This window comes from uncultured Blautia sp. (assembly GCF_902497045.1).
Taxonomy (GTDB): domain Bacteria; phylum Bacillota; class Clostridia; order Lachnospirales; family Lachnospiraceae; genus Blautia_A.
Genome location: NZ_CABVDF010000057.1, coordinates 1 through 13,774 on the forward strand (window position 1 = coordinate 1; position 13,774 = coordinate 13,774).

Annotated in this window: 13 protein-coding genes; 3 read left to right on the forward strand and 10 right to left on the reverse strand. The window is 44.4% G+C overall.

What is annotated here, in order from left to right; genetic code table 11:
* Positions 1–69 precede the first annotated feature (69 nt).
* Positions 70–711, forward strand: coding sequence for a hypothetical protein (locus tag RDS42_RS06175; RefSeq protein WP_308782866.1), 642 nt, complete (start codon positions 70–72; stop codon positions 709–711).
* Positions 712–813: 102 nt separating this feature from the next.
* Here RDS42_RS06175 and RDS42_RS06180 read toward each other — a convergent pair whose 3' ends face one another.
* Entirely contained in the window at positions 814–2,187 is a 1,374-nt protein-coding gene (locus RDS42_RS06180) for a TrpB-like pyridoxal phosphate-dependent enzyme (RefSeq protein WP_308782867.1), read from the reverse strand.
* Between the two features lie 26 nt (positions 2,188–2,213).
* Positions 2,214–3,125 carry a thioredoxin-disulfide reductase gene (gene trxB, locus RDS42_RS06185; protein ID WP_308782868.1) on the reverse strand — a complete coding sequence of 304 codons (912 nt, stop codon included), beginning with the start codon at positions 3,123–3,125 and terminating at the stop codon, positions 2,214–2,216.
* Positions 3,126–3,226: 101 nt separating this feature from the next.
* Between trxB and RDS42_RS06190 the strand changes: the two genes are divergently transcribed.
* A complete protein-coding gene (locus tag RDS42_RS06190; RefSeq protein ID WP_308782869.1) occupies positions 3,227–4,990 on the forward strand; it encodes a DUF885 domain-containing protein in 1,764 nt (587 codons plus the stop codon).
* A 71-nt stretch (positions 4,991–5,061) separates the two neighbouring features.
* Here the strand turns inward: RDS42_RS06190 and RDS42_RS06195 are convergent, their stop codons facing one another.
* The gene (locus RDS42_RS06195; protein WP_308782870.1) at positions 5,062–5,505 is read right to left on the reverse strand and encodes a MarR family transcriptional regulator; all 444 of its coding nucleotides are present in this window, start codon (positions 5,503–5,505) and stop codon (positions 5,062–5,064) included.
* Between the two features lie 136 nt (positions 5,506–5,641).
* On the opposite strand from RDS42_RS06195, the gene RDS42_RS06200 reads away from it, so the two are divergent.
* Positions 5,642–7,144 carry a CapA family protein gene (locus RDS42_RS06200; protein WP_308782871.1) on the forward strand — a complete coding sequence of 501 codons (1,503 nt, stop codon included), beginning with the start codon at positions 5,642–5,644 and terminating at the stop codon, positions 7,142–7,144.
* Positions 7,145–7,233: 89 nt separating this feature from the next.
* Here the strand turns inward: RDS42_RS06200 and RDS42_RS06205 are convergent, their stop codons facing one another.
* The 7 genes from RDS42_RS06205 to RDS42_RS06235 form a co-directional block, all read right to left on the reverse strand.
* Positions 7,234–8,028 (reverse strand): TatD family hydrolase, encoded by a 795-nt coding sequence (locus RDS42_RS06205; protein WP_308782872.1) that lies wholly within the window; start codon positions 8,026–8,028, stop codon positions 7,234–7,236.
* Positions 8,025–8,471 (reverse strand): MOSC domain-containing protein, encoded by a 447-nt coding sequence (locus RDS42_RS06210; RefSeq protein ID WP_308782878.1) that lies wholly within the window; start codon positions 8,469–8,471, stop codon positions 8,025–8,027. Before RDS42_RS06210 ends, RDS42_RS06205 begins: the two co-directional genes overlap by 4 nt.
* Positions 8,472–8,541: 70 nt before the next feature.
* Entirely contained in the window at positions 8,542–9,033 is a 492-nt protein-coding gene (locus tag RDS42_RS06215) for a MogA/MoaB family molybdenum cofactor biosynthesis protein (protein ID WP_308782873.1), read from the reverse strand.
* Between the two features lie 2 nt (positions 9,034–9,035).
* The gene (gene moaA / locus RDS42_RS06220; protein WP_308782874.1) at positions 9,036–10,016 is read right to left on the reverse strand and encodes a GTP 3',8-cyclase MoaA; all 981 of its coding nucleotides are present in this window, start codon (positions 10,014–10,016) and stop codon (positions 9,036–9,038) included.
* Complete coding sequence (moaC, locus tag RDS42_RS06225; RefSeq protein WP_308782875.1) at positions 10,013–10,498, reverse strand: cyclic pyranopterin monophosphate synthase MoaC; 486 nt, start codon at positions 10,496–10,498, stop codon at positions 10,013–10,015. Before moaC ends, moaA begins: the two co-directional genes overlap by 4 nt.
* Before the next feature lie 130 nt (positions 10,499–10,628).
* Positions 10,629–12,578 (reverse strand): methionine--tRNA ligase, encoded by a 1,950-nt coding sequence (metG, locus tag RDS42_RS06230; RefSeq protein ID WP_308782876.1) that lies wholly within the window; start codon positions 12,576–12,578, stop codon positions 10,629–10,631.
* Between the two features lie 144 nt (positions 12,579–12,722).
* Positions 12,723–13,739, reverse strand: a complete 1,017-nt coding sequence (locus RDS42_RS06235; RefSeq protein ID WP_308782877.1) for an Rpn family recombination-promoting nuclease/putative transposase — start codon at positions 13,737–13,739, stop codon at positions 12,723–12,725.
* Between the last annotated feature and the right edge of the window lie 35 nt (positions 13,740–13,774).

Consider the following 13,774-nt stretch of genomic DNA (forward strand, 5'->3'; position numbering starts at 1 on the left):
ATTCTGCTTTTATAAGCCTGTCTGATATGATAAACTATTAATAAAACAAAGAAAAAGGAACTACACATTATGACTCCAAAACAAAAAATCAAACAAATTATCTTACTGGTTTTCGGTCTGTCTGTTGCTCACCTGGGTGTGACTTTTTTTATTCAGGCAAATCTGGGAACCGACCCCTTTAACGTCTTTGTCCAGGGCATCTTCCGCAGTGTTCCGTGGCCGGCAGCTCTTAACTGGACTCACGGACGTACTCACATGATGATCTGTTTTCTGATCATCCTGGTGCTGCTTTTCGTTGACCGCAGCTACATACGGATCGGGACGATCATCTGTATGTTTCTTGGCGGACCTATTATCGATCTTTTTACCGTCCTGCTTGGAAACTATATCAACAGCTCTCTGCCCATGGCAGTACGTATTATTGTCCTTGTGGCAGGATGTATCATCCTTGCTCTTGGCATGACCATCGTGATCAAATCGGAAGCAGGAACAGGTCCCAATGATCTGGTTGCTATTGTCATCAGTGACAAAAGTCACAGGCCTTTCGGCATTGTGCGTATCCTGACAGACTGCTTCTTTGTGATCGCAGGTTTTCTACTTGGAGGAACCTTTGGACTGGGAACCATTATCTGTGCCTTTATCGTAGGTCCGGTAGCACAGATCTTTATGCCGCATTCCGAACGCTTCTGCAAAAAAATAATCGGAAATTAAAACCGTACCCGGCTGCCATGTTTTTCACAGCTGCCGGGTACGGTTTTTTCACAGAAAGATATTTAACTTACTTCAGGGCTCCTACAGAAGCAATCTTACGATTTAAATTTTCGGAATTCCATCAAATCCAGCCTGAAGTTCTGCATCTGTGGGAATATAATCACTCATTTCTCCATCATTATATCTGCCATAAGCAAACATATCAAAATATCCTGTTCCGGTAAGTCCAAACACAATGGTCTTTTCTTCTCCGGTTTCTTTACACTTCATAGCTTCATCCAGCGCTGCCCGGATCGCATGAGCGCTTTCAGGCGCCGGAAGAATTCCTTCCACACGGGCAAACATCTGCGCCGCCTCAAAAACAGAAGTCTGCTCGACAGAACGTGCTTCCATCAATCCGTCTGCATAAAGCTGAGACAGTACCGGATTCATTCCGTGGTAGCGAAGACCACCTGCATGGCTTGCTGACGGAATGAATCCGCTTCCAAGCGTATACATTTTAGCCAGAGGCGTCACCATACCGGTGTCACAGAAATCATATACAAATTTTCCTCTGGTAAGGGTAGGGCAGGATGCCGGTTCCACTGCAATAAACTGATAATCTCTTTCTCCCCGGAGTTTTTCTCCCATAAAAGGAGAAATCAGACCGCCAAGATTGGAACCGCCTCCGGCACAGCCAATAATGATGTCCGGAACTACTCCATACTTATCCAGAGCCGCTTTTGTTTCCATCCCGATAATAGACTGATGGAGAAGCACCTGATTCAAAACGCTTCCCAGCACATAACGGTAGCCTTCCATGCCTGTCGCGCATTCTACAGCCTCTGAAATAGCGCATCCAAGGCTTCCCGATGTACCCGGATGCTCTTTCAGGATCTTTCTTCCTACTTCTGTTGTTTCAGATGGAGACGGGGTCACCTGCGCCCCATAAGTCCTCATTACTTCACGTCGGAATGGCTTCTGCTCATAAGAGCATTTTACCATAAATACCCTGCAGTCCAGATCAAGATACGCGCATGCCATAGAAAGAGCGGTTCCCCACTGTCCGGCTCCGGTTTCTGTTGTGACGCCCTTTAATCCCTGATTTTTTGCATAATACGCCTGTGCAATGGCAGAATTCAGCTTATGACTTCCGCTGGTATTATTTCCTTCGAATTTATAATAGATTTTTGCCGGAGTCTGGAGTTTTTCTTCCAGGCAGTATGCACGTACCAGAGGAGATGGACGGTACATTTTATAAAAGCTGCGGATCTCTTCCGGAATCTTAATATATGGGTTCTCGTTGTCAAGCTCCTGTTTTACAAGCTCATCACAAAATACCACTCCCAGTTCCTCTGCTGTCATAGGCTCTAAGGTCTCAGGATTCAGAAGAGGAGCCGGTTTATTTTTCATATCTGCACGTACGTTATACCATGCCTCCGGCATTTCCTGCTCTTCCAGATAGATTTTATAAGGAATCTGTTTTTCTTCTGCCATAATATGCTCCTTTCTTCCTGCAAATATTACAGTATTCTTTCTGCCGATGTCACTGCGTTTGCTCCGTCTGCTGCTGCTGTTATCACCTGACGAAGCTGCTTGGTTCTGATATCCCCTGCTGCAAAAATGCCCGGTGTACTGGTCACACAGTCTTCTCCTGCAACAATATATCCGCTTTCATCCAGTTTTACCAGATTTCGGAACAGTTCCGTATTTGGTACGATTCCCACAGCAATAAAAACACCGTCCAGGGGAAGCTCCCTTTCCTCTCCGGTCTTTTTATTCTGAAGCTTTATTCCTGATACCATTTCCTCGCCTTCAATACTAACAGGAACCGTATCCCAGATCATCTCCACATTTTCGCAGGCAAAAAGCTTTTCCTGCAGGATCTGGTCGGCTCTCATCTGATCTCTTCTGTGGATCACATAAACTTTTTTGCAGGTTCGGGAAAGAAGGATAGCATCTTCTGCCGCCACATTTCCGCCTCCGATCACTGCTACTGTACGATCCCGGAAAAAAGCACCGTCACAGGTGGCGCAATAAGACACTCCCATTCCGCTCAAAGCTTCTTCTCCAGGGATTCCAAGGGTTCTGTGAGCCGCGCCAAATGCAAGGATCACAGCCCTTGCCCTGTATTCATTCTTTTTTGTACGGATTACTTTGATCCCGTCCTCATCCTTCACAGAAACTACATTTTCTCTCAAGGGAGCCAGACCCAGTTTTTCTGCATGGGCAGCCATTTTTTCTCCCAGATCCATTCCATTGATCCCGGGAAGTCCCGGATAATTATCCACTTCATAAGTATCTACAATCTGCCCGCCCTGAGCAAACTTTCTCTCGATCCATAAAGTATTCAGCCGTGCTCTTGCCGCATAGATTGCTGCACTGATTCCTGCCGGTCCTGCTCCCAATATTGCCAAATCATAAATTTCTGACATAAAGTTCTCCTTTCCGTCTTTTCACTGTCTTTTTCTCAGTTTAGCATACATTAGTATTTTTTCCAATAAGATAGTAAAAACACCTTTGCCAGGAGTATTTTATGCGCTCTTATTTACACCGATACAAAAAATCCATACTCATAGGCCTGTCTCTTTGTCTTGTTCTTTTTGCAGGGATGGGTCTTGGTTTTCTTTCCAGCCATGTATGGTCCCAGAACGGAAGGTTCCGTGCCTTTACCAATGAAATTTTTGAAAAAGAAGTTTCCGAAAGTATGCTGACGCTTCATTATTCTCTGGCGCATCCTGAGAAAAAAGGAATCTCCCGTCCGGCTCCGTCTCTTGGTACGGTCAGCAGCAATATGGATGGTACATACCGGCTTTATACAGGCTATCTGGAAAAGCTGAAAACTTTTTCTCCCGACAAGCTTTCCCGGGAGAATCAGATCACCCTGGATATGCTTCTTCTGTATTTTCATACACAGCTTTCCCTTAAGGATCATATCCTCCTGGAAGAAATGCTTTCCCCCAGCCTTGGAATCCAGGCACAGCTTCCTGTCCTTCTGGCAGAATACACCTTTTATGAAGACCAGGATATCGCCGATTATCTGAACCTTTTAAGCTCTATAGGGCTTTATTTTCAAAGTATACTGGAATTTGAAGAAGAAAAATCCCGTGCCGGACTGTTTATGAGCGATACCACTCTGGACAGAATCTTAGACCAGTGCAGAGCCTTTATCCAGAATCCGGATTCTAATTATATGCTGGAGGTATTTTCACGAAAGATTAAAGACTATGGGAAATTTTCAGAAGCAGATGAGCAAAAACTGATCGCCCGTCATGAAAACATCCTGAAGGATCGTGTGATCCCTGCTTATCAGAATCTGATAAACGGACTGGAAAGTTTTCGTGGAACCGGAAGGGCAAGCTGCGGACTTGCACACTTTAAAGGAGGACGGGAATATTATGAATATCTTCTGAAAAGTAGCGTAGGCTCCTATGTTCCTGTATCCCGTATACAAAAGCGTCTCCTGACTCAGCTTTCCCACGATCTTAAGCTTATGCGACAGATACTGACGGAGCAGCCTTCTCTGGCAGGCAGACTTCAGGACGGAGTATCTCTTCTGAATACGGAGCCTAATAAGATTCTGGAAACATTAAGTCAATGCATTCAGAAAGATTTTCCGGATCCCGGAAATGTTTCCTACGAGGTCCGCTTTGTGCACCCGTCTATGGAAAAACATCTGAGCCCTGCTTTTTATCTGACCCCTCCCCTGGACACAGGAAGTCCCAATATCATTTACATCAATCAGGCAGATCAGAGAAGCGGACCGGAACTTTTTTCCACCCTGGCTCATGAAGGGTTTCCCGGACACCTTTACCAGACTTTGTATTTCGGCTCGGCAGAGCCTTCCGATATCCGTTATCTGATCTCCTGCGGCGGTTATGTAGAAGGATGGGCAACCTATGCAGAATCCTGTATCAGCTCCTATGCCGGAAAATTTCTGAAAGATACTGCTCCGGAAGATACAGCCTCCCTTTTCTGGCTGAACCGGAGTATCAATCTTTGTATTTATTCTCTTCTGGATATTGGAATCCACTATCAGGGCTGGGATCAGATTCGTGCCGGGCATTTTCTGAAAGCTTTCGGCATTGGAGATGCTTCTGTGATCCGCTCTATCTATCAGTACATTGTTGAAACGCCTGCCAATTATCTGAAATACTACTGGGGATATCTGAATTTCCTGGATCTCCGGGAATCACAGAAACAAAAACAGGGAAAGAATTTTGATCTGAAAACTTTTCACCGAAAGCTTCTTCAGACAGGTCCCGTTCCCTTTCCTGTGCTGGAAAAGTATATAAACTGAATTATTTCTGAAATGAAAAAGGTTCCTTTTAGAAACGCTCTGGTTTCTCAGGGAACCTTTTTCATACTATTCTATTCTGTCCTGTAATTCCTGAAAAAATCCTGCAGCTTCATTAGAGCTGCAGTCAGGCTTTCCGTTTCTTCTTTGTTCAGATCTTTTAATACGGACATGACCATACGCTCATGAAAGATCCTGTGATGATGATATGCCTGCTCTCCCTTTTCCGAAAGAGATACCAGCACCACACGCCTGTCCTCTTCACTTCGCACACGGTTTACATAACCTTTTTTAACCAGATTATTCATGGCTATGGTCAATGTCCCTACTGTCACCGAAAGGCTTTTTGCCACAGCAGACATATTCCTGGGATTTCCGATTCCCACAGCCTCTATCACATGCATATCCTTTACAGAAATATCTTTATATTCAGAAGTGATCAGCGCTCTTTCTTCAATATCCATGATTTCATTAAACAAGTTTACCAGAATATCATTTACAGTCTCAACAGAATTCATAGCTGACTCCTTTCTTGTGCTTTTCTATATTATACCCCAAACCCTCCTGACCACAAAGTATTTTTTGCAGTTTTAGCGGAAGTTTGCTATAATGATGAAATAAAAACAATCTCACCTTATGGAAAAGGAATTTATTATGAAAAAAAATAAAAATATGCCGCTGAACCTCAGGGAAAAAACCAACTCCCGGGCTGTTTTTTTCAGCGCAGTTATTGTTCTGGCAGTACTGGTGGGCTTTTTCCGCCAGCTTGATTATAATATGATCCAGAAACCTGCCGAAGCCGCCAGGCGGGAGGCAGCACAAAAAAAAGCCGAAGAAAAGAAAAAAGCAAATACCCCTACGGTTACTACTGCAACGGTAGTCGCTGTTGGAGATAATCTTTATCATGACAGCCTTCTCCAATCCGGTCAGAATGAATCCGGTACCTGGAATTATGACCACATCTATGAAAATGTAAAAGATGAAATTTCCGCTGCAGATATAGCAATGGTCGATCAGGAAACTGTTCTTACAAAAGACCATGACTATGTCAGCGGCTATCCGTCCTTTGCCACACCTACAGAGGTTGGGGATGCCCTGATCAATGCAGGTTTTGATGTGATCGAATCCGCAACCAATCATGTGGATGATTACGGTGCCGACTTTATTGAACAGACTCTTGATTTCTGGAATACAAAATATCCTGATGTCCCTGTTCTTGGTATCCATGATTCTCAGGAAGATGCAGACACTGTTAAAACAATGGAAGTAAATGGCATACGGATCGCTTTTCTCAATTTTGTCTACGGAACCAACAATGGAGGCCCAGGCGAGGGAAAAAACTACATGATCGACATTTTTGATAAAACAAAAGTGGCATCCATGATCCAGAAAGCCAAGGAAGACAGCGACTGCCTGATCTTTGTTGCCCAATGGGGCAAGGAAGAAGAATCTATGCCTACGGAATATGAAAAAGAATGGGCGGCTTTCCTGATGCAGCAAGGGGTCGATGTGGTCATTGGAGGTCATCCCCATGTGCTTCAGCCCTACGGCCGCATGTCTGATGATGAAGGAAATGAAATGCTGATCTTTTACTCTCTTGGCAATTTTGTTTCCACTCAGGAGGGACTTTCCAATCTTCTGGGCGGCATGGCCAGCTTTACTATCCAAAAATCTGTTCTTAAAGGAAAAACCGAAATCCAGATTCTGGATCCTGTAATAAAGCCTACGGTCATGCATTATAATAAAGATGAAGGAATCTTCGGTCCCTATATGCTGGAAGATTATACGGAAGAGCTTGCCTCCCAGCACGGAGTACGAAATATCATTGGTGATGAATTTTCTCTTGAAAATCTGAAGAAAAAATTCAATGAGATCATGTCCATGAATGTGGAGCCTTCCACCAGGACAAACCTTTTGGATGTTTCTTTTGATTATGAAATGAATATGACAGATTCCAGGGGAAATTATGTAGAAGACACCTGGTCTGTCAGTGCGGCACAATATCTGGAGGAAAAATCCAGCAATTCCTCCTCTGGTTCTTCTGACAGTTCGGAAGGCTATGAAGATTCCGAAAACAGCGGGGAATCCGGAAATTATGATGAATCCGGAGAAGAGGACAGTTCCGATGAATATGATGAATCAGAAGAATATTACTGATTCTGTATAGAATAAATACGATAAGTAAAAAAGCCCTTTACAGAATGGCTGCCGATTCCTGCTGCAGCTTACTGTTAAGGGCTTTTCATTTATTTTATCTTCTCCGGAAACAACAGCTGTTCCGCATTTTTTCTTGTTGTACAGATCACTTCCTCAGGAGAAATTCCCTTCAGCTCCGCGATTGCCTGCGCCACATAAGGCAGATTCAGAGAACTGTTCCTTTTTCCACGGTTAGGCTCCGGACTTAAATAGGGGCTGTCTGTTTCCAGAACCAGCTGTTCCAACGGAGCATATTCCACAACCTCCTTCAGTTTTCTGGCATTTTTAAAGGTAACTACGCCGCCAATCCCCAGATAAAGTCCCATATCCAGATACTCTGCCGCCATTTCCTTTCCATAGGAAAAACAGTGAATGACACCGCCGTACATGCCTTTTTTCATATATTCCTTTACTATATCCAGTGTATCCTTTGCCGCCTCTCTGCTGTGGATCATAAAAGGAAGCTTTTCCTCTCCGGCAATATCCATCTGAGCCCGAAACATTTTTTTCTGTATCTCATGTTCATGAGCTTCCTTATGCCAGTAATAGTCCAGGCCGATCTCACCTATGGCGATAAATTTTTCCATATGGGAAATCCTGCGTATCTCTTCCAGGGTTTCCTCTGTCATCTGATCTGCATCATCCGGATGCACTCCTACTGCTCCATAAATAAATGGATATTTTTCTGTAAGAGAAATCGTTCTCCCAAATTCACCTATAGATGCACAGACATTGACCATTGTTCCAATCCCGTTCTCCTCCATAGAAGCTAAAAGGCTGTCCCGATCCTGATCAAATGCTTTGTCATCATAATGCGCATGGGTTTCAAAAATATCTGTTCTCATTGTTCCTGTCCTTTTTCACAGCACACAAATTCATCGCCCGGACGGATCACTCCGCCGTGAAGGACTTTTGTAAAAACGCCTTCTCTTGGCATGATGCAGTCACCCATGATTTGAAAAATCTCACAGCCGTGATGACACTTCTTCCCGATCTGTGTCATTTCCAGCACCACGTCATTGCAGCGGAATATGGTTCCCACCGGCATTTTTGCAAAGTCAAAACCCTCTACGATAATATTTTCACCAAAAGCTCCGTCAGCTACCTGCGCTCCTCTGGCACGAAAATCCTCGATTTTATCATGAGAAAGAAGACTGACCTGTCTGTGCCATTTCCCTGCATGGGCATCCCCCTTAATACCCCAGTCTTCAATAAATTCTGCCTCCGGCACGCTGTGTTTCTGTGTTCCCTTTTCTTCACTGATACATACTGCAATTACTTTTCCCATATTCTTACCTTCTTTATATTTACTCATCCGCTTCCATTCTGCTGCTTTATTCATTCAGAGGCAAGGCTCTTTATTTCCTCGCACAGTCAGAAGCTTCCCCTGTAAGGATTTCTATTCCATGACCCAAAGCTCCGATAATGTATTCCAGACTTTCTTTTACCGCCCTGGGACTTCCCGGAAGATTGATGATCAATGTTTTTTTTCGGATCCCCGCTGTCGCCCGGCTCAGCATAGCCCTCCTGGTGATAGTCATACTATAGGCACGCATAGCTTCCGGAATCCCCGGTACTCTGCGCTCTATGATATCCTCTGTAGCCTCCGGCATCACATCTCTCTGAGAAAATCCGGTTCCTCCGGTCGTAAGGATCAGTTCCGCAAGATTATTGTCTGCGATTTCTTTCATTTTTTCACCAAGCATGGTTCTGTCATCCGGAAGGATATCCATGGATACCACCTGGTAACCTTCTCTTTCCAGGATCTCGCGGATAGCCGGACCACTCAGATCCTCCCTCTCTCCTCTGTAACCGGAATCACTTGATGTTATGATCGCTGCACGTTTCATCTTCAGCCTCCTATCTGAGACATACAGAGTTTTTCTGTATCGTCCTCCTGTGCTTTTTCCATAAAATGATGTCCGTCCGGCTTCTCATTTAAAGCCTGCCGGATCACTTTTTTCAAGTCCTCATCAGATCCTCCGTTTCTCAGGATTTCTCTCAGATCTCTGCCTGCTGTGTACTGCAGACATGTTTTCAGAAATCCCTGAGAAGTCAGACGGATACGGTTGCACTCCCCGCAGAACTTGTGACTGACTGCACTGATAAATCCCAGCTTACCCACAAATCCTTCTGCCTCATAATACCGGGAAGGCCCGTTTCCAAGCGGTTTTCCCTGATATATACTGAGCGGTCCAAATTTTTTTTCCAGAAGAGCAACCAGCTCCGTCTCTGCCATCCCTTTAAATTCTGTTCCGCAGCCAATGGGCATCATCTCGATAAATCTTACATGAACAGGATATTTCCGTGCAAGCTCTGCTATCTGACAGATGTCCTGTCCCTGTATGCCCAAAGGAACACAGTTGATTTTTACAGATACCTGCGGATACCGCAGGGCTTCCTGTATCCCTTCCAGGGACTGATCCAGAAGATCTCTTCTGGCTATCTTTCTGAAACATTCTCTGTCCAGAGTATCCAGACTGATATTAACTGCATCCAGCCCTGCCTCTGCCAGATCTTTCATCTGTTCCTTTAAAAGAACACCGTTTGTCGTAAGTGTTACTTTCCGGATTCCCGGCAGCCGTTTGATCTGAGCTGTCAGTTCCGGCATACGAACATGGATCAGAGGTTCTCCTCCGGTCAGCTTGATCTTGGTGATCCCAAGCTCTGCCATAACTCTGCAGATCCGTATGATCTCCTCCTCCCGAAGGATCAGAGAGCGGTCTACCAGCTTCACTCCATCCTCCGGCATACAGTAAATGCAGCGGAGATTGCAGCGGTCTGTTACCGAGATCCGCAGATAATCAATTGTTCTTCCACATCGGTCTATCATTTTTCTTCAAAACGGAACACTCCGCTTTTTCCTCCTGTCTTCTCCACAAGATGTATCTCTGACATGACCATGTGCTTGTCAATCGCCTTGCACATGTCATAAATCGTCAAAAGCGTTACCTGAACTCCGGTCAGCGCCTCCATCTCCACCCCGGTTTTTCCCTCTGTCTTTACCGTACAATATACGTGGATCCGGCTGTTTTCCTGATCCAGCTGAAAATCTACCGTACACTTCTGGATAGGCAGCAGATGGCACATGGGAATCAGAGAAGAGGTTTGCTTTACCCCCATGATCCCGGCCACTCTGGCCACTCCCAGAACATCGCCTTTTTTTATATTTCCTTCTGTGACAGCCGCCATGATCTCCGGCCCCACAGCAATATACCCGGTTGCTGCAGCAGTGCGGAAGGTGGGCGTCTTGTTGGAAACATCCACCATCACTGCATTCCCGTTTTTATCAAAATGGCTGAATTCCTTCCCCATTTTTATCCCCTCCTGTATACTTCCCTTTAGTATAAAAAAAATCCCCGGTTCCGTCAAGTAACCGGAACCGGGATTGGATGAAATTTCTGTAAAATTTTGGTTTAACAAAAAATTATTTGTATTAATCTTATCAGCAGATCTCTGCACCTGCAGGCATATTTTTCTCAGGAGTCATCAGGGCAAGATTTCCCTCTGCATCTTCTGCACAGAGGATCATTCCCTCACTGAGCACTCCGGCAAGCTTAGCCGGTTTCAGGTTTGTTACTACCATTACCTTTTTGCCTACCATTTCCTCCGGAGTATAATGAGCCTTGATACCGGATACAATCTGGCGGACCTGACTTCCGATCTTTACCTGAGAGCAAAGAAGTTTTTTGGATTTTTTCACTGCTTCGCAGGCAATGATCTCACCCACCTGGAACTGCAGCTTCTCAAAATCCTCAAATGTGATCTCTGCTTTCGGCTCAAGGTCGATTCCAGGTTCCTCTTCTTTTTCTTCCTGTACAGGCGGATGAAGTTCTTCTACCTTCGCCATTACTTCTTTCAGGTCAAGACGTGCAAACAGGATCTCCGGTTTCTCAACCACCTTATTTCCGGACGGATACAGACCGAAGGTCTTCAGAGATTCCAGATTGCGCTTCTCAGCATTCAACTGTGCAAGGATACGGTCTGTGGTATCTGGCATAAAAGCTTCCAGAAGAGCGGCACCAATAGTGATTCCCTCAACCAGATTATAAAGAACAGTTGCAAGACGATCCTGCTTGTCCTCTTCCTTTGCAAGAGCCCATGGCATAGTCTCATCAATATATTTGTTCAGACGTTTAAAGAGACTGAATACATCTGTCATAGCGTCTGCCACGCGAAGCTTATCCATTTTTGCAGATACTTTGGCCGGTATACCAAGCACAAAGGATTTCATATCTTCATCAACCGGCTCTGTAACGCCCTTGTTCTCCACAACGCCGCCAAAATATTTATTTGACATGGAGATTGTACGGTTTACAAGGTTTCCAAGTGTGTTGGCAAGTTCTGAGTTCAGACGCTCTACCATCAGCTCCCATGTAATCACACCGTCGTTTTCAAAAGGCATCTCATGAAGCACAAAGTAACGCACTGCATCCACGCCAAAGAAATCTACCAGCTCATCTGCATAGAGAACATTTCCTTTGGACTTACTCATCTTTCCATCGCCCTGGAGCAGCCACGGATGACCAAATACCTGCTTTGGAAGAGGCAGATCCAGTGACATCAGGAAAATTGGCCAGTAAATCGTATGGAAACGGATGATGTCCTTTCCGATCAGATGAAGGTCTGCCGGCCACAGCTTATTAAACTGCTCTGTGCTGTCACCATCGCAGTCATAACCGATTCCTGTAATATAGTTTGTAAGAGCGTCAAGCCATACATAAACCACATGCTTCGGATCAAAGTCTACCGGGATTCCCCATTTAAAAGATGTTCTGGATACACAAAGATCCTGCAGACCCGGAAGAAGGAAGTTATTCATCATCTCATTTTTACGGGATTCCGGCTGAATAAATTCCGGATGTGTCTTAATATGCTCGATCAGACGATCGGCATATTTGCTCATTTTAAAGAAATATGCTTCTTCCTTTGCTGGAACACATGGACGTCCGCAGTCCGGACATTTTCCGTCTACCAGCTGGCTTTCTGTAAAGAAAGATTCACATGGAGTACAGTACATTCCCTCATAATGTCCCTTGTAAATATCTCCTTTTGCATACATTTTCTTAAAGATCTTCTGTACCTGTTTCTCATGATCTTCGTCTGTAGTACGGATAAATTTATCATAGGAAGTGTTCATCAGATCCCAGATATTTTTGATCTCACCGGAAACATTATCCACAAATTCCTTTGGTGTGATCCCTGCTTCCTCTGCCTTTAATTCGATCTTCTGTCCATGCTCATCTGTTCCGGTCTGAAAAAACACATCATAGCCTTCCAGTCTTTTATAGCGGGCAATAGCATCTGCCAGAACAGCCTCATAGGTATTTCCGATATGCGGCTTGCCGGAAGTGTAGGCAATGGCCGTTGTAATATAATATTTCTGTTTTTCCATTATAAAAATCCTCCTGGGGGTATTTTGTAAATAATAAACTGTCTCGGCAGCCGGATATACAGGCGCCGGACAAATGGAAATCGCTCCTTAAATACTAGCATATTTAAAGGGATTTAGCAAATTAGATTTTTATAATAAGACAGATCATAGATTCCTATCTGCACCTTCTATCCTTATGATCTCGTCTATGGAAACCTCCGTCATGTCAGAGATTTCTTCATAGGTAAATTGTTTTTTAGCCAAAAGCTTCCGGACAAATTTTCTTTCTGCGGATTTTATTCCATCCTCACGCCCTTCTTTGCGTCCTTCTTTGCGACCTTCCTCACGACCTTCCTCTTTCAGATCTTCCAATGCTTTGCACATATTGACCTCCTCCTCTTTTTCATTGATCTTAAACTCGCTGCCCGTCATAATCTTTATCACCTGACTGGCCTTCTGCTCTACAGACAGAAATCGTGGATCTGTAGAAACAAGCTTCTGAAGCCGTTCCTTATCTTTTGAATATTTGATAAACAGCAGTACCTCCCTGAGACTGGAGTGGAAGTTCTCCATTTCTGTATCGGCAATACTGTGCGGAGAAATAAGGTTGATTCTGTAATCCGGAATGTAAGGAAGCAGTGCAGATTCTCTGATATCCAGCATATCATGGATCCCCAGGGGACCATCCCATTTATCCGGTCCAAAATACAGTACCAGGGTAATAACGGGAATCAGCCTGTCTTCTTTGTAAAAACCTGAAAGAAATTCCCCTGAACTGATCTTTTGTAAAAATTTCTTCTCATTATTTTTTCCTGCATTCATATGCCGTCTGTGTGCCCGGGCAATTTTATCCACCTGAGATGTATACTCCATGGAATCATAGAGCATATTTTTAACTGGCATGGCATAATGGATCTCAGACTGATCCTCCACTCCCAGAAGGAGATAAGCGGCCTCCTTATTCTGCATGGCCGCCAGATACTTAAAGTTATCACGGAATCTCTGAACCGGGTGTATCTTGCCATCCTCTCCATAGGGCAAAACAATCTCCACAGTATCCAGCGGATAGAGGTCCTCTGGAGCGATCACCTGCTTTCCATGATAGATAAAATAATTAAATGCATCTGCAAAAATCCGCGGATCGTTCATATAATCTTTTGTAATCGTATCTTTTTTACCCAAATTTATCACCACCTGTTAAGATTTTCAGCTGCTTC

What these genes read in the sequence shown, in the direction of transcription:
- trxB (WP_308782868.1), bottom strand. Translation starts at nt 3,125, where the DNA reads ATGTCAGAAATTTATGATTTGGCAATATTGGGAGCAGGACCGGCAGGA.
- RDS42_RS06180 (WP_308782867.1), bottom strand. Translation starts at nt 2,187, where the DNA reads ATGGCAGAAGAAAAACAGATTCCTTATAAAATCTATCTGGAAGAGCAG.
- moaA (WP_308782874.1), bottom strand. Translation starts at nt 10,016, where the DNA reads ATGATAGACCGATGTGGAAGAACAATTGATTATCTGCGGATCTCGGTA.
- moaC (WP_308782875.1), bottom strand. Translation starts at nt 10,498, where the DNA reads ATGGGGAAGGAATTCAGCCATTTTGATAAAAACGGGAATGCAGTGATG.
- RDS42_RS06175 (WP_308782866.1), top strand. Translation starts at nt 70, where the DNA reads ATGACTCCAAAACAAAAAATCAAACAAATTATCTTACTGGTTTTCGGT.
- RDS42_RS06195 (WP_308782870.1), bottom strand. Translation starts at nt 5,505, where the DNA reads ATGAATTCTGTTGAGACTGTAAATGATATTCTGGTAAACTTGTTTAAT.
- RDS42_RS06210 (WP_308782878.1), bottom strand. Translation starts at nt 8,471, where the DNA reads ATGGGAAAAGTAATTGCAGTATGTATCAGTGAAGAAAAGGGAACACAG.
- RDS42_RS06200 (WP_308782871.1), top strand. Translation starts at nt 5,642, where the DNA reads ATGAAAAAAAATAAAAATATGCCGCTGAACCTCAGGGAAAAAACCAAC.
- RDS42_RS06190 (WP_308782869.1), top strand. Translation starts at nt 3,227, where the DNA reads ATGCGCTCTTATTTACACCGATACAAAAAATCCATACTCATAGGCCTG.
- RDS42_RS06205 (WP_308782872.1), bottom strand. Translation starts at nt 8,028, where the DNA reads ATGAGAACAGATATTTTTGAAACCCATGCGCATTATGATGACAAAGCA.
- metG (WP_308782876.1), bottom strand. Translation starts at nt 12,578, where the DNA reads ATGGAAAAACAGAAATATTATATTACAACGGCCATTGCCTACACTTCC.
- RDS42_RS06215 (WP_308782873.1), bottom strand. Translation starts at nt 9,033, where the DNA reads ATGAAACGTGCAGCGATCATAACATCAAGTGATTCCGGTTACAGAGGA.